At 50.8% G+C, this 16375-nt stretch carries 12 protein-coding genes, 1 tRNA gene, 1 rRNA gene and 2 pseudogenes; 6 read left to right on the top strand and 10 right to left on the bottom strand.

Annotation, left to right across the window (positions count from 1 at the left end; all coding sequences use genetic code 11):
* Positions 1-200 precede the first annotated feature (200 nt).
* The 8 genes and pseudogenes from P4S53_RS12690 to gmhB all read right to left on the bottom strand — a co-directional run bounded on the left by P4S53_RS12690 (position 201) and on the right by gmhB (position 8776).
* A tRNA-Glu gene (locus tag P4S53_RS12690) sits at positions 201-276 on the bottom strand.
* 68 nt (positions 277-344) lie between these two features.
* A 16S ribosomal RNA gene (locus tag P4S53_RS12685) occupies positions 345-1908 on the bottom strand.
* Positions 1909-2276: 368 nt separating this feature from the next.
* Positions 2277-3095 carry an ABC transporter ATP-binding protein gene (locus P4S53_RS12680; protein WP_337112948.1) on the bottom strand — a complete coding sequence of 273 codons (819 nt, stop codon included), beginning with the start codon at positions 3093-3095 and terminating at the stop codon, positions 2277-2279.
* A gap of 32 nt (positions 3096-3127) precedes the next feature.
* The gene (locus P4S53_RS12675) at positions 3128-3997 is read right to left on the bottom strand and encodes an ABC transporter ATP-binding protein (protein ID WP_337112947.1); all 870 of its coding nucleotides are present in this window, start codon (positions 3995-3997) and stop codon (positions 3128-3130) included.
* Positions 3998-4012: 15 nt separating this feature from the next.
* On the bottom strand, positions 4013-5845 hold the full coding sequence (locus tag P4S53_RS12670) for an extracellular solute-binding protein (RefSeq protein ID WP_337112946.1): 1833 nt from the start codon (positions 5843-5845) through the stop codon (positions 4013-4015).
* 34 nt (positions 5846-5879) lie between these two features.
* Positions 5880-6922: pseudogene (locus P4S53_RS12665) on the bottom strand (ABC transporter permease).
* 1 nt (position 6923) lies between these two features.
* The gene (locus tag P4S53_RS12660) at positions 6924-7949 is read right to left on the bottom strand and encodes an ABC transporter permease subunit (protein WP_337112945.1); all 1026 of its coding nucleotides are present in this window, start codon (positions 7947-7949) and stop codon (positions 6924-6926) included.
* A 269-nt stretch (positions 7950-8218) separates the two neighbouring features.
* A complete protein-coding gene (gene gmhB / locus P4S53_RS12655) occupies positions 8219-8776 on the bottom strand; it encodes a D-glycero-beta-D-manno-heptose 1,7-bisphosphate 7-phosphatase (protein ID WP_337112944.1) in 558 nt (185 codons plus the stop codon).
* 343 nt (positions 8777-9119) lie between these two features.
* On the opposite strand from gmhB, the gene metN reads away from it, so the two are divergent.
* The 3 genes from metN (at position 9120) to P4S53_RS12640 (ending at position 11778) form a co-directional block, all read left to right on the top strand.
* The gene (gene metN, locus P4S53_RS12650) at positions 9120-10154 is read left to right on the top strand and encodes a methionine ABC transporter ATP-binding protein MetN (protein WP_337112943.1); all 1035 of its coding nucleotides are present in this window, start codon (positions 9120-9122) and stop codon (positions 10152-10154) included.
* Positions 10144-10830 (top strand): methionine ABC transporter permease, encoded by a 687-nt coding sequence (locus P4S53_RS12645; RefSeq protein WP_337112942.1) that lies wholly within the window; start codon positions 10144-10146, stop codon positions 10828-10830. Before metN ends, P4S53_RS12645 begins: the two co-directional genes overlap by 11 nt.
* 123 nt (positions 10831-10953) lie before the next feature.
* Complete coding sequence (locus P4S53_RS12640; protein ID WP_337112941.1) at positions 10954-11778, top strand: MetQ/NlpA family lipoprotein; 825 nt, start codon at positions 10954-10956, stop codon at positions 11776-11778.
* A 105-nt stretch (positions 11779-11883) separates the two neighbouring features.
* Here P4S53_RS12640 and ykgO read toward each other — a convergent pair whose 3' ends face one another.
* Positions 11884-12027 (bottom strand): type B 50S ribosomal protein L36, encoded by a 144-nt coding sequence (gene ykgO, locus P4S53_RS12635; RefSeq protein WP_337112940.1) that lies wholly within the window; start codon positions 12025-12027, stop codon positions 11884-11886.
* Positions 12028-12036: 9 nt separating this feature from the next.
* Entirely contained in the window at positions 12037-12288 is a 252-nt protein-coding gene (locus P4S53_RS12630) for a type B 50S ribosomal protein L31 (RefSeq protein WP_337112939.1), read from the bottom strand.
* 144 nt (positions 12289-12432) lie between these two features.
* Here P4S53_RS12630 and tsaA point away from each other — a divergent pair.
* From tsaA to P4S53_RS12615, 3 genes and pseudogenes are all read left to right on the top strand, one after another.
* Positions 12433-13139 (top strand): annotated as a pseudogene (gene tsaA, locus P4S53_RS12625) (tRNA (N6-threonylcarbamoyladenosine(37)-N6)-methyltransferase TrmO).
* 141 nt (positions 13140-13280) lie between these two features.
* Positions 13281-14996, top strand: coding sequence for a proline--tRNA ligase (locus P4S53_RS12620; RefSeq protein WP_337112938.1), 1716 nt, complete (start codon positions 13281-13283; stop codon positions 14994-14996).
* A 169-nt stretch (positions 14997-15165) separates the two neighbouring features.
* Positions 15166-16290: a patatin-like phospholipase family protein gene (locus P4S53_RS12615; RefSeq protein WP_337112936.1), complete on the top strand. Its 1125-nt coding sequence runs from the start codon at positions 15166-15168 to the stop codon at positions 16288-16290.
* The last annotated feature ends 85 nt before the right edge of the window (positions 16291-16375 follow it).

The following is a 16375-nucleotide window of genomic DNA, read 5'->3' as shown; positions in this document are numbered from 1 at the left end:
TTCACCGCAGTGAACACAACGAACACAAGACACTTGAATGTGTATTGCTTGAGAACTCTGTTTCTCTCGAAACAGTTTGTATCCAATCTCTAGGATTGAATTTACTAGTCAGCTTTCCAGATTGTTAAAGAGCATGTGTTTCTTTTCTCCTCAGAGAAAAAAGCCACTTTCTAATCACACTCGCAAGTGCAGTTAGAAAGTGGCGTCCCATAGGGGAGTCGAACCCCTGTTACCGCCGTGAAAGGGCGGTGTCCTAGGCCTCTAGACGAATGGGACACTGTTGCGTCTTTACATTTCGACCAAGCAATCTGTGTGGACGCTGCGTCAACGACACAGTCTTTAGGTAAGGAGGTGATCCAGCCCCAGGTTCCCCTAGGGCTACCTTGTTACGACTTCACCCCAGTCATGAACCACACCGTGGTAAACGCCCTCCCGAAGGTTAAGCTATCTACTTCTGGTGCAGCCCACTCCCATGGTGTGACGGGCGGTGTGTACAAGGCCCGGGAACGTATTCACCGTGGCATTCTGATCCACGATTACTAGCGATTCCGACTTCATGGAGTCGAGTTGCAGACTCCAATCCGGACTACGACGTACTTTGTGGGATTCGCTCACTATCGCTAGCTCGCCGCCCTCTGTATACGCCATTGTAGCACGTGTGTAGCCCTACTCGTAAGGGCCATGATGACTTGACGTCGTCCCCACCTTCCTCCGGTTTATCACCGGCAGTCTCCCTGGAGTTCCCACCCGAAGTGCTGGCAAACAAGGATAAGGGTTGCGCTCGTTGCGGGACTTAACCCAACATTTCACAACACGAGCTGACGACAGCCATGCAGCACCTGTCTCAGAGTTCCCGAAGGCACCAATCCATCTCTGGAAAGTTCTCTGGATGTCAAGAGTAGGTAAGGTTCTTCGCGTTGCATCGAATTAAACCACATGCTCCACCGCTTGTGCGGGCCCCCGTCAATTCATTTGAGTTTTAATCTTGCGACCGTACTCCCCAGGCGGTCTACTTAACGCGTTAGCTCCGAAAGCCAGTGTTCAAGACACCAACCTCCAAGTAGACATCGTTTACGGCGTGGACTACCAGGGTATCTAATCCTGTTTGCTCCCCACGCTTTCGCATCTGAGCGTCAGTCTTTGTCCAGGGGGCCGCCTTCGCCACCGGTATTCCTTCAGATCTCTACGCATTTCACCGCTACACCTGAAATTCTACCCCCTCTACAAGACTCTAGCCTGCCAGTTCCAAATGCGATTCCGAGGTTGAGCCCCGGGCTTTCACATCTGGCTTAACACGCCGCCTGCATGCGCTTTACGCCCAGTAATTCCGATTAACGCTCGCACCCTCCGTATTACCGCGGCTGCTGGCACGGAGTTAGCCGGTGCTTCTTCTGCAGCTAACGTCAAAGATGGCATCTATTAAACACCAACTCTTCCTCACTGCTGAAAGTGCTTTACAACCCGAAGGCCTTCTTCACACACGCGGCATGGCTGCATCAGGGTTTCCCCATTGTGCAATATTCCCCACTGCTGCCTCCCGTAGGAGTCTGGACCGTGTCTCAGTTCCAGTGTGGCTGATCATCCTCTCAGACCAGCTAGGGATCGTCGCCTAGGTGAGCCGTTACCCCACCTACTAGCTAATCCCACCTGGGCCAATCTTAGCGCGCGAGGCCCGAAGGTCCCCCGCTTTGCTCCCATCTCGTAAAAGACAGGAGATTATGCGGTATTAGCCATCGTTTCCAATGGTTATCCCCCACACTAAGGCATGTTCCCAGGCATTACTCACCCGTCCGCCGCTCGCCGCCCATCAACGCACCCGAAGGATTGTTGATGTCGCTGCCGCTCGACTTGCATGTGTTAGGCCTGCCGCCAGCGTTCAATCTGAGCCATGATCAAACTCTTCAATTAAAGTTTTGTTGCCTTCCCGAAGGAAAGCGGCTCAGTGATTACTGATGTTTCAACCGAAGTTGAAACGAATTGACTGTGCCGGTAACTCTTTTATAAAAAGCGCTACCAATTGGTCACTCAGTTCACTGATAAATCTTTGATGACTGTATCATTGTCGAGTGCCCACACAGATTGCATGGTCAAATTGTTAAAGAACATTTCGCTATCCCGGTAAGCCGTGCGGTTTATCGTGACAACGAGGCGGAATTATAGAGAGATGTTCTTACAGCGCAATAGTTTTTTTGTTTTTTATTTCGTTGGTCTATTTTTTAGACAACACTAAAACTAACCGCCTAAAAACAGCACATCTCACCCATTTAAAACGGAAATTATTGAGGTGTTGCCGGTCTTTTTCGTTGCGATGGATGGCTGATAGGGATCGCCGCTAATAAGGTTTTCGTATAATCAGCTTTCGGCGCATGATAAATCTCTTCAGCCGTTCCTATCTCTACAAGTTTGCCGTAATACATCACAGCGACTCGGTCTGACACATGCTTTACAACTGACAAATCGTGAGAAATAAAAATGACGGTGAGTTTCATCTCCTGCTGCAGCGCCAGTAACAGGTTCAGTATCTGCGCCTGGACAGATACATCCAAGGCAGAAACGGATTCGTCACAGATTAATAATTTAGGTTTTAGTGCAATCGCGCGTGCAATACCGATTCGCTGACGCTGCCCGCCAGAAAATTCATGAGGATACCGGTTGGTGGCAGTGGCAGGTAAATCGACTTTATTGAGCAATTCCAGCACCCATTGCTTACGCTCGGCAGGTGTTCCTACATTATGGATAATAAATGGCTCTTCCAGAATCATGCCAACTGTATGGCGCTGATTTAGCGATTCCAACGGATCCTGAAACACAATCTGCATATCTTTTCTGAACGGGCGCATCTGGCGAGGAGATAAATGCGTAATATCCTTGCCGTCAAAAAAGATGTTGCCTGCTGTCGGCTCATACAGCTTCAGAATGGTTCGGCCCAGTGTGCTTTTGCCACAACCGGATTCACCGACCAGTCCTAAGGTTTCTCCTCTTTTAATTGAAAAAGAAACACCATCCACGGCTTTCACCGTGTAGCCCTTTTTGAATATCCCTTTACCTGACACAAAGTGCTGCTTCAGGTTTTCGATGCGTAAAATGTCATCCATGAATAACCCCGTTGCTGTACGCCGTGCTGCTCTTATTCCCCGAATTCCGGAAACTTTGATGGATCGATGGGTTCAAGGGGAATCATTTGTTTGCTTGGACGTTCAGCGCTGGGCATCAATCCTAACAGCCGTTGGGTGTAAGGATGCTTGGGATGGTCGAACAACTCAAACACATCGGCCGTTTCCAGTACTTTGCCGCCATACATCACAGCCACGTCATCACAAATTTCCGCCACGACGCCCAAATCATGAGTAATAAAGATCATCGCCATCTGAGTTTCTTCCTGCAGTGCCTGCATCAATTTCAGGATTTCGGCCTGGATCGTGACATCCAGTGCCGTTGTCGGCTCATCACAAATCAGGATGTCAGGCTTGCAAGCCAACGCCATGGCAATCATCACCCGTTGCCGCATGCCACCGGACAAGCTGTGAGGATATTCGTGCAGGCGTTTTTCTGCCATGGGTATCTGTACTTTATTCAGCATGTCCAGTGAATATCGGTGACGTTCTTTTTTGTTCAGCTCCGGCCGATGAAGCGCCAGCACTTCATTAAGCTGTTTACCTATGGTGTAGACAGGATTGAGTGCTGTCATTGGGTCCTGAAAGATCATGGATATCCGATCGCCACGCATGGCGCACATGTCCTTGGCGGAAAGATCGAGTAAGTTCGTCTCCCGGTACAAAACCTTGCCATTGGTTACCCGGCCATAAGGCTTTGGCAGCAGGCCCATGACAGACATGGCCGTCACGCTTTTTCCCGATCCGGACTCACCGACCAGCCCAAGTGTTCGGCCTTTTTTGACATCAAACGACACGCCGTGCAGTACCTTCTCCACACCGTCATCGGTGCGAAACTCAGTTTCCAGATCCTCTACCCGCAGGATAACCTGATGATCGTTCATTCCGCCCTCCCCCGCTTACAGCTTGTAAGCCTCTTCCATGATGGTGACAGGCTCGAAGGTTTTGCCTGACTTCATCGCCGCTTTGGTTTCACGCTTCAGCGACTCATCAATCCAATAGGTGCCCAGATCCCGGAACGTACCCGAGGGAAACAGAAATTCGGTGGATTTTGTCATCGCCGGTTGCGGTATCTGCAGCCAGCGCCAGTACGCTTCGCGGGCATAGGGGCGCATGTAACCGGGAATAATGACGCTGGCCTGGGCCACAATGGCCTGTATTTGCTTGGCGAGTGCTTTCTTCTTATCCAAATCAAATTCGGAACGATAGGCCAGGATCAGCCGATCTAATTCAGGGGTGCTGTAATTGGTGAAGTTATTATTCTGCGGCTTATTGGCGTTTTCAGAATAGAAATACTCCCAGTATTGGGGGATTTCACTGGTACCCATCGAGTGGAAAGAAAGCTCGTGCTTTTTCTCCAGCACATATTTGAATGCCGATGAACCGTCGATCAAGTTCAGGGTATATTCAAGTCCGGCCAATTTGGCCTGCTCTTTCAGGTAAGCCACTTGTGGTGTCAGGTAGCCATAGCTGTAGGTAATCGCAAACGAAAGCCGCTGCCCTTTGTCGTTGATCCGAATGCCATCCGGGCCAATGTTACCGAACCCCGCCTTCTGAAAATACTCAATCGCGGTATCCGGATCAAACGGCGGCGCTTTCAGCTCGCTGTTAGTGTAATCACCATGCCCGACCCCCATTGGGTTGGGTTTTCTGATGACATCGCCACGTAAGACTTTCTCAATCAGGCCATCAAAATCAGTGGCGTATGCCAGGCCTTTGCGGATATCCAGATTCCCCAGCAGAGGTTTGGCGGTGTTGAGCCATAATCCACCCGCGCCCATAGGAACTTGGTTATATCCCCAAAACTTATGAATATAGCCGTGCTCAAAATTGGGCGTATCCGACTTCTCACGCCACAGCTCAGGCGTGTCCAGCCAGAAGGAGTCCAGATTTCCTTTTTCAAAGTGCTGACGGGCAATGTCTTTATCGCGTATCACTTTGACACGGATCTTCTCGACATTATAACGATGCAGATAATAGGGGTTTGAGTATCCCCACCAGTCTTTACCGACATGTTTGAAGGTGATCGACTTACCTTTTTTGATCTCGTCAATGTAATACGGTCCGGCGGACGGTTCGGCTTTAAAGTTGTAAGAGCGAACAAAGTTATCTTCTACCCCATCATTGTTTTTATCGACTTTCGGTTGATAAAAATGAGCCGGACGGGGCTGCAGATTTGTGTACAGCATTAACTCTTCTTTATTACGTTTTTCTGCCGAGACCACAGCAAAGGTGTGATCATCGTATTTGATGACATCGGCAATCTGCTGGGTATAAAAGGTGTTATACCAGGGCGCGACTATGTCTTTAGAGCGCATAAACGTCAGCACATAGGTAAAATCATCGGCAGTAATCGGCTTGCCATCAGACCACCTGGCATTGGGATTAATCCGAAAATAAACGGTTTTATCGTCATTACCATAGGCCCATTCACTGGCGATATCCGGGATCCAGGCCTTGGTATCCGGGTGACGGGTGACGGCCGCGGGGCGGTTGTCGAGCAGCCAGGTACGGAAACGGCCGTTGGAATCCGGCCCGACGATGCGAAAGGTCTGCGGAAAACTCTCTATATAGGTATGGAAAGTGCCGCCGAATTGGGCTTGCGGAGAGGCAAAACGCGGCTCATGCAAATTGGACTCCCACTTCAAGCCATTTGGCAGATCGGCAGACCATGCTGGTGAACAGCCAAGTACGATGACCCCAAAAGCGAATCTGTTCAGTATTTTTCTCATGGTACATCCTTGTTATCTGGCGACACGTCTTTTATTAACTATAACGGGTAAATTTTTTCGGATCGAAAGCCGCGCGCACACTCTCGCCGATAAAGGTCACCATCACCAGGACCAGCACGATGGCCGTCACCACGGTAATCACTATCCAGGGCGCACCCAAATTCGATTTCCCCTGCTGCAGTAAATCCCCCAGCTGGGTGTCGGTGGCATTAAGCCCAGGCCGAGATAATCCAGTGCCGTTAACGCCGTAATATTGGCCGCGATGGTAAACGGGGCCAATGTCACAATCATCACCATGACATTGGGCAAAATGTGGGCGTAAAGAATCCGCCAGTTTGAAGCGCCCAGTGCCTTGGCGGCCATCACATAATCCCGGGCCACTTCTTTGTAGGTCATGGTACGCATGTACCAGGTCATTCCCATCCAGCCGAACAGCACATTGATGGCGACAAACAACGTAAACGAAGGCTGGGTAATAGAGACAAGTATCATAATGACATAGAGAAAAGGCACCATGGACCAGATTTCGATAAAGCGCTGCACCAGCAAGTCAAACTTGCCGCCCCAAAAGCCCATCGCGCAGCCAACGGCTGTACCGATGGCATAAGAAATGGCCATGGTGAGTAAGGCAAATCCCATCGTGATCCGAAACCCGTACACCAGCCGGGCTAAAATATCCCGCCCTATGGTATCGGTGCCAAGATAATGCCGGGACTCGGCGTCCGGCGCGGTGGGAGGAAAATCCCCGCTAAAATCCTGCTCATAGGGGTTCCAGGGCACAAGCGGCATCAGCACGAAGTTATCCGTATCGCTTTGTGCAAAAGCCTGCTGCAATTCCCGGTACTGTGCCTCGCTCTGGTACGCCTGCCCGAACTGGGTGCCAGGCAGTACATCGCTGACGACCGGAAAATAGTACTCCCCCTGATACTTGACGATCAGCGCTTTGCTGTTAATCAAAAACTCGGCAAAGAAGGATAACACCAGCAAGGTGGATAAAATGATCAGTGACCAGTAACCACGCTTAATCGTTTTAAAGCGCTGGATTTTCTTTTTTGTCAGTGGGCTCAGTGTCAGCATCTCAGGCTCCGAATCTCACTCGGGGATCAATGATGGCAACACACGCATCGGAAATGATATTGCCCAGCATCAGTAACACAGCATTGATCGCCACGATTCCCATCACCACAGGATAGTCCCGCTCAATGATAGATTCGTAGCCCAGCAGACCGATACCATCAATATTGAAGATCACCTCAATCAAAAAAGACCCTGTCATGAAGAACAGCAAGGAGTTACCAAAATGGCTGGCGATAGGGATCAGACTATTGCGCAGAGCATGGCGGCGAACTGCGGTTGAAAAGGGTAATCCTTTAGCGATAGCAGTGCGGATATAATCCGCTGACAACGTCTCCATCATGTTGTTTTTCATTGTCATTGTCAGGGTGGCAAAATCACCAATCAGGTAACAAATCAGCGGCAGACAGGCATGCCAGAGGATATCTTTTACCTGCTGCCAGCGTGATTCATAGTCCTCGAAATCGTCACTGACAAAGCCGCCCATCGGAAACCATTCCAGGTGATAGCTGAACAGCGTAATCAGCATCACCCCAACCACATACCCCGGCAAGGCATAACCGACAAAAATCAGAACCGAAGACCCGGAGTCAAAGCCGCTGCCGTGTTTTAAAGCTTTGTAATACCCCAGAGGAATCGAGATAAAGTAACTGAGAAAAAAGGTCACGCCGCCGTAGAACATGGACACCGGCAGTCTGTCCATGATCATATTCCAAACCGGTTCGTAGTAGCGGGTCGACAGCCCGAAGTCCAGATGCAGCATTTTCATCAGCCACTCGGAATAGGCTTCAAATACCGGCTTGTCTAATCCGTAGAACGCATTGAGCTCGGCCAGCTGGTCTTCTGACAGCGCATTGCTTTCCCCCGCCATGGAAGGCGACATAGACATACTTTGCTGCGCCTGAATATTGGCCAGCATCCGTTCGACCGGTCCGCCCGGCACAAAACGGGTGAGGGCAAAAATCAGAATCGTAATGCCGATAAAAGTGGGAATGACCAGCGCCAAACGGCGCAAAAAATATGAAAGCATGAAGCGAAATGACTCCTGTCATTGTCAGCCTGTTCCTTGGTGTAGTGAGTATAGCAGTTGGTTGAATCACTAATGATGTTCCAAACAGCAGTCAGCTCACTCTTTGACAATTAAAACATAAGCTTATATTTAACTCTGCATCAGAGGGAAAATGCTGAGCTGATCTTCTGGTCCACCAGGCTGGCCATCAGGGTGCTCACTATACAGAGATAAAAAAACAGACACGGTTTGAGCGTGTCTGTTTTTTTATCTCAATTAAGGTCAGAGAGTTATGTGTTGGCCGCCAGCCAGGCCGGCACATCCGCGACACTGTCGAGCACAGCCGATGCCAGCGCTTCTCCTTCCGCAGTGACAGGCTTACCGGTACGCACCAGAATTCTGGTGCCGACTTCAGCCGCTTTTGCCGCTGTCATGTCATCGGTTTTATCGCCAATCATCACAGAACGAGCCATATCGATTTTCAGGAAATCCCGGGCTGAAATGAACATGCCTGGCTTTGGCTTGCGACAATCACAATCTTGCAGATAGTCGCCCTTTCCTTCTGTCGGGTGATGCGGACAGTAATAGATCCCGTCAAATTCGACACCGTTATCGACAAAATTCCAGTCCATCCACTCTGTCAGGGTCAGAAATTCATCTTCGGTATACATGCCTCTGGCAATACCGGCCTGATTGGTCACCAGTACCAACAGGTAGCCCTGCGCTTTCAGTTTCTTGCAGGCGTCAAAAACCCCTTCGATATATTCAAAGTCGTCAACAGTATGGACATAGCCGTGATCAACGTTAATGACGCCATCACGATCAATAAACACAGCAGGCTTAGCCAAGCGATCACCTAAACATAGAAATCAAATTCGCTAAATTATGGCATGGCTGACACGCGGAATCATCTCTTTATCCTCCGGCCGGTTGGGCTGACACGTTTCCGGCTTAATATCATAACTTTTTCATTTGGCCGTCTAGACGTAAAAATACCTATTGACTTAGCCATCTAGACACCCTAGCATCCCACAACAGATGGCACGGAAAAATTCCGGTAACACAAGAAGATGACAAGGTCTATCGCCTGAACTACATACAAAAACACTAATGCAGGCGAAATTACGACCATAAAGCTATGCTGGTTTACAACACAGCAAGCAAGTTAAAAAAGCAGTAGCAGGACACAGCATGATAGAGATCAACAGGGTTAACAAAACCTTCAAAGTCGGGGATAAAGACATCCACGCCTTACGCGATATCAACCTCAGCATAGAGCAGGGCACGATTTTTGGTGTCATCGGTGCGTCCGGTGCGGGCAAAAGTACCCTGATACGTTGCGTTAACTTGCTTGAAAAGCCGACCTCTGGGCACATCATCGTTGATGGTATCGATCTCACTCAGCTCTCGAATCAGGAATTGACACTGGCTCGCCGTAAAATCGGCATGATTTTCCAGCACTTTAACCTGCTCTCGTCTCGCACCGTTTTCGACAATGTCGCGCTGCCGCTGGAACTGGCTGGTACGGATAATGCGGAAATCAAACGCAAAGTAACTGAATTGCTCAATCTGGTTGGCCTGGCTGACAAGCACCAATCCTACCCGTCTAATCTCAGCGGCGGACAAAAACAGCGGGTAGCGATTGCCCGTGCGCTGGCCTCTGATCCGAAAGTCCTGCTGTGTGACGAAGCCACCAGCGCACTGGATCCGGCCACCACCCAGTCCATTCTCGAGCTACTGAAAGAAATCAATCATCAACTGAACCTGACCATTTTACTGATCACCCATGAGATGAACGTGGTGAAAAGCATCTGCTCCGAAGTGGCCATCATCGGCAACGGCGAGCTGGTCGAGAAAGGCCCGGTGGGTGATATCTTTGCCCATCCGAAAACAGAACTGGCACGAGAATTTATCCGTTCGACTTTAGATTTGTCGATCCCGGAAGATTATAAAGCACGCCTGGAAACCGAGCGTACCGCAACCAACTATCCGCTGATACGGCTTGAGTTCACCGGCGCTTCAGTGGATGCGCCGTTGCTCAGCCAGGCATCCCGTCAGTTCGGGATTGATGCCAACATTCTGAGTGCCGACATGGATTATGCCGGCGGTGTGAAGTTCGGCCTGATGCTGGCGGAATTTTTTGGCTCTGAAGAAGCGACACAACAAACCATCGCTTTCCTTCGCGAACACAAAGTCAATGTAGAGGTGCTGGGTTATGTTGCTTGATTCTATCGCCACCTGGTGGCAAACCAACGAACGCCTGATTGGTCTGCTGACAGACGCTTTGGGTGAAACACTGATGATGGTCTTCGCCTCCGGCCTGATTGGTTTCGCCATCGGTATCCCTGTCGGTGTCGCGCTGCACCTGACCAAACCCAACGGCCTGCTGGCCAATCCGGGGTTGAATAAAGTGCTGGGTGGTGTCGTCAATATCGGCCGCTCCATCCCGTTCATTATTCTGCTTGTGGCCATTATTCCGTTTACCCGCTTTGTGGTGGGCAGCTCCATCGGTACCGCTGCAGCCATTGTGCCACTGACAGTCGGCGCGATTCCCTTTATCGCTCGCCTGGTGGAAGGCGCACTGCTCGAAGTACCCAGCGGCCTGGTGGAAGCCGCGCAGGCGATGGGCGCCACACCGGTGCAAATTATTCGCAAGGTGCTGCTGCCGGAAGCGCTGCCGGGCATTATTAATGCCGTCACTATTACTTTGGTCACTCTGGTCAGCTACTCGGCCATGGCAGGTACGGTCGGCGGCGGTGGTTTGGGCGATGTCGGTATCCGCTATGGTTATCAGCGCTTTGACGGTACTGTCATGATGATCACCGTGATCATGCTGGTCGTGTTAGTGCAGCTGATCCAGTCCGCCGGGGATCATCTGGTCCGCCGCGTCGACCACAGATAAGTTTGACGGGAACACAACAGAAAACTCACATCCGCCGGACATGGCTGGCCGGCGAAACCGATAATTTACAGAAATACAACGACAACAAAGTACAGGGATTCCCTGAACAATAGGAGAAGTACAATGGCTCTGAATATTAAACATTTCTTTGCAGTTGCGGGTCTGGCCTCAGCGCTGGCACTGACTGGCTGTGGCGAGAAACAAGAATCCACCGCTGCTGCTGACAACAGCAAAATCAAAGTGGGTGTGATGGCCGGTGCTGAAGCACAGGTGGCTGAAGTCGCCGCCAAAGAAGCCAAAGACAAGTATGGCCTGGACGTTGAGCTGATCACTTTCACCGACTATGTGTCGCCGAACGCGGCGCTGGAAGAAGGCTCTATCGACGTGAACGCTTTCCAGCATAAGCCTTATCTGGATCAGCAAATGAAAGACCGTGGCTACAAGTTCGCGATTGCCGGGAACACCTTTGTTTACCCGATTGCCGCCTACTCAAGCAAAATCGCTTCGATCGATGAGCTGCAAGACGGCGATCAGATCGCAGTACCAAACGATCCAACCAACCTGGGCCGCTCACTGCTGCTGCTGCAACAACAAGGTCTGATCAAACTGAAAGACGGCGCTGGCCTGACAGCCACTGTGCTGGATATCGTTGAAAATCCAAAGAACCTGGAGATCGTTGAACTGGAAGCGCCACAACTGCCGCGCTCTCTGGATGACGTCAAACTGGCCATTATTAACAATACCTACGCCAGCACGATCGACCTGTCTCCGGATCACGACGGTATCTTTGTGGAAGGTAAAGAATCGCCTTATGTGAACCTGATTGTTGCCCGTGAAGACAACGTGAATGCCGAAAACGTGCAGACGTTTATCAAGGCATACCAGTCAGACGCCGTCAACGATGCTGCAATGGAAATCTTCAAAGGCGGCATCGTCAAAGGCTGGTAAGCCATCGCCTCACCACACCTTGCCGATACAAGTTCAAAAGCCCCTGCAAAGGGGCTTTTGTTGTTCTGGATGGGGAACAATGAACCGGCCAGACAGCCCGGTCCTTTACTTCTTCTTGTGAACTGTGCCTTGGACAGCTTTAAAACGTGGATTGGATTTACAAATCACATAAATGCGGCCACGGCGTTTCACCACCTGACAATCCCGGTGACGCTGTTTGGCGCTTTTGAGTGAACTTAATACTTTCATTTTTCTTCCTTACTTGCTAAATGCCGCAAAACGACGATTAAAGTTGGCCATCCGGCCTTCAGTCTTAATCACCCGCTGCTTACCGGTATAAAACGGGTGAGACTCTGAAGAAACATCCAGCAAAAAATACGGGTACTCTTTGCCGTCTTCCCAGGTGATGGTTTTGTCTGTCTTCAGTGTCGAACCAACAATGAAATATTTATCTACGCTGGTGTCGTGAAATACCACTTTACGGTATTCGGGATGGATACTTGGTTTCATCATCTTTCCTCATGATCAATTGTTATAATATAACATAACACTTAGTGCTCTTTTTCTACAACAAGATTTTCAGCACCGCCATCTTGAGATGTGCTAAGGTCTGGCGGATATAATCTGCAGCGAAATGCACCAATGACAGAGAAGATGACTTTTCAGATTGAACCGATTGGTATCATCCATTCCCCTTATAAAGAGAAATTCGCCGTTCCCCGCCAGCCCGGTCTGGTGCCCAGTGCCAGAGCAACCCTGGTGCTTTGCGGCGATGCGAACACGCCGGAAGCCGTCAGAGGCATAGAGCAGTTCAGCCATCTGTGGCTGCTGTTTTTATTTGATCAGAACCTGTCTGCGGGCTGGCGACCTACCGTGAGACCCCCAGGCTGGGCGGTAATGACCGCATCGGCGTCTTTGCCAGCCGGGCCACTTTTCGTCCTAACGGCATAGGGATGTCTGCAATCCAGCTGATCGGCGTACGGCAGGAAAAAGGCCAGGTGATGTTAGATCTGGCCGGTGTGGATTTGGTTGACGGCACCCCTGTCATTGACATCAAACCCTATATTCCCTATTCCGACAATCTGCCGGATGCCAGCGGCGGCTTTGCAGCAGAGACACCTGAGCTGCTCCCCGTCGAGTTTGCCCCCGCCGCACTAGCTCAGCTTGATGGTGAAGACGCAGCCTATCAACAGGCCGTGATTGAAGAAGTGTTGGCGCAGGATCCCCGCCCGGCCTACAAGAAAGGGAAAACGGATGACAAACGCTATGGCGTCTTATTGTTTGATTACAACGTACGGTTCCGGTTTGAAGGCGATAAAGTCCTGGTCGAAGAAATAGTCGCCCCGGGTAATCAGACCTGACAGGCTATACTTACCCTGTTTTCCGGTGACTGAGGTCACCGGACAGCCAATAAGCATCGGGTTCCCTTTGGCGAAAGGCGGATACGCTGCTAATATACTGCTCTCAATATTAATCCTCATAATTACCAACGGATACCATCAATGCGTACCAGTAAATATCTTCTTTCTACCCTGAAGGAGACTCCAAACGACGCAGAAGTCATCAGCCACCAGCTGATGCTACGTGCAGGTATGATCCGTAAGCTGGCCTCAGGTTTGTACACCTGGCTGCCTACAGGTCTGCGTGTCCTGCGTAAGGTCGAAACCATTGTTCGCGAAGAAATGAACAATGCCGGTGCAGTCGAAACACTGATGCCTGTGGTTCAGCCGTCTGAACTGTGGCAGGAAACCGGCCGCTGGGACAAATTCGGTCCTGAGCTGCTGCGAATTGCTGACCGCCATGACCGACCGTTTGTACTGGGCCCGACGCACGAAGAAGTCATCACTGACATCGTGCGGAATGAGGTGAAATCCTACAAGCAGTTGCCACTGAATCTGTACCAGATCCAGACCAAGTTCCGTGATGAAGTTCGTCCCCGTTTCGGTGTGATGCGCTCGCGCGAATTCATCATGAAGGATGCCTACTCCTTCCATTTGGATAAAGACAGCCTGCAAGACACATACAACGACATGTATCGTGCGTACAGCAACGTCTTCAGTCGCATGGGTCTGGATTTCCGTGCCGTGCTGGCAGATACAGGTTCTATCGGCGGCAGTGGCTCGCACGAGTTCCACGTTCTGGCCGAAAGTGGCGAAGATCTGATTGCCTTCTCTACTGAATCGGAATACGCCGCCAACATTGAGAAAGCCGAAGCGCTGGCGCCAACCACCGAGCGCGCCGCGCCAACGGAAGAGATGACGTTGGTGGATACGCCGAATGCGAAAACCATCGCTGAGCTGGTTGAGCAATTTGGCCTGCCGATTGAGAAAACCGTGAAAACGCTGTTCGTGAAAGCCTCTGAAGAATCAGAAGCGGAATTAATCGCCCTGATCGTACGTGGCGATCACGAACTCAATGAAGTAAAAGCGGAAAACCTGGATTGCGTTGCCAAACCGCTGGAGTTTGCGACAGAAGAAGAAATCCGTGCCGTTGTGAATGCTGGTCCGGGCTCACTGGGACCTGTCAATCTGCCTGCCACCTTCATTGTTGACCGCAGCGTTGCCGTGATGAGCGACTTCGGTGCCGGTGCCAACATTGATGGTCAACACTACTTTGGCATCAACTGGGGCCGTGACGTGGAACTGGGCCGCGTAGAAGATCTGCGCAATGTGGTTGAGGGTGACCCAAGCCCATGCGGTCAAGGGACTATCTTGCTCAAGCGCGGTATCGAAGTGGGTCATATCTTCCAGCTGGGGACGAACTACTCTTCATCCATGAACGCCACTGTGCTGGATGCCAACGGCAAGCAAGCCGTGATGGAAATGGGTTGCTACGGTATTGGCTGTACCCGTGTGGTCGCAGCGGCAATCGAACAGAACAACGATGAGAACGGTATTATCTGGCCAGATGCCATTGCGCCGTTCCAGGTAGCCATTGTGCCGATGAACATGCACAAATCAGAAGAAGTTCAGCAGGCAGCTGAAGCCCTGTATGCGGATCTGACGGCTGCCGGTATCGAGGTACTGTTTGACGATCGTAAAGAGCGTCCTGGTGTCATGTTTGCCGATATGGAACTGATCGGTGTGCCACATACTGTGGTGATCGGCGATCGCAGCCTGAAAAACGGTGAAGTGGAATACAAAGACCGCCGCACAGGTACGAAAGAGCCTGTGGCCGCCGACAGCATTGCAGACTTCATCAAGCAAAAGCTGGCTTAAGCCTTTGCTGATTGATCCGTGATATTTAAAAAAGCCTCCGTCCGGAGGCTTTTTTGTGTCTGTGCCACAGATACTCAGTTTAAATTACAAATAAACTGAGTATTATCACTAGACTAGACGCCACCAGTGTCTGTCGCATCTGTTTAGTATCTTGAGTGGAACGTTTTGCATGGGCAAGGAAAAGCCAAAAATCAGTCTCTTGCTTTCCGGCGGTGGTGCCAGAGCGGCCTACCAGGTTGGCGTGCTGAAAGCGATTTCTGAGTGGTACCCTCGTAACCACCACAGCCCCTTTGCCATCTACAGTGGTACCTCTGCCGGTGCCATTAACGCCACTGCGATTGCCTGTTATGCATCCTGTTTTCGCTTAGGGGTGAAAAAGCTGGAGTGGATCTGGGCGCGCCTGCACAGCAGACGGGTGTTCCGTTCCAGCAGTTGGGGCATCACCCAGCATTTATCACATCAGCTGCTGGCAAGGCTGCGGGCAGGACATCACCCCAGGCCGCCATTCGGGTTACTGGACAATCGGCCACTGCGTCTGTTGCTGAACCAGGTCAATAATTACGGCCGGCTGGAACAGCAGATCCTGGCGGGCAATCTGCACGGCATTTCTATTACGGCCTCAAGCTATAAAAGCGGCAAAACCGTCAGCTTTTTTCAGGGCCAGCAGAGTATTACGCCCTGGACTTCTTCGAAATCCAAAGGACGTCGCTCACTGCTTACCACAGAGCACCTGCTGGCCTCATCGGCCATCCCTTTTGTATTCCCGGCCAGCCGGATTGGACAGGCATATTATGGCGACGGATCAATTAACCAGCTGACGCCATTGCGTCCTTCGATGAAAATGGGCGCAGACAAGATACTGATCATCGATCTGATCAATCAAAGGTTGCGGCCGCAAGATCCCACTCAGGCCCCTGGCGTGGGTATGTTAACAGGCCATCTGATGGATACCATTTTCAGTGATACCATGGCCGCTGAGCTGGAACACCTGGAATACACCAATACGTTGCTCAGCAAGCTGCCGGACGATGAAAGGCGTAAAATGGCGGTCAAATCGGTTGATACCCTGCATTTGTACCCGAGTCAGTCGTTTGAGCCTCTGGCCCAGGCTTTCTATCACCATATGCCGCTGGCCGCCCGCTCTCTGATGCGCTTATTGGGGATCAGTCCCAAGGACGATGCCGCCCTGACCAGCTATATCCTTTTTGAGCCCAATTACATACACGCACTGATTAACCTCGGTTATTTAGACGCCCAGGAGAGAGAAAGTGAGCTACGTTCGTTTTTAGAATAAAAACAATGGGAGATTTTCATTTCATTCCATTTTCTATTGATCTGGTTCCAAAATCTCATATATTAAAACCCTTGCTTATCAATGA

The sequence above is a fragment of the Photobacterium sp. Hal280 genome (genome assembly GCF_037162255.1).
Taxonomy (GTDB): domain Bacteria; phylum Pseudomonadota; class Gammaproteobacteria; order Enterobacterales; family Vibrionaceae; genus Photobacterium.
This window is presented reverse-complemented; position numbering and strand designations above follow the sequence as displayed.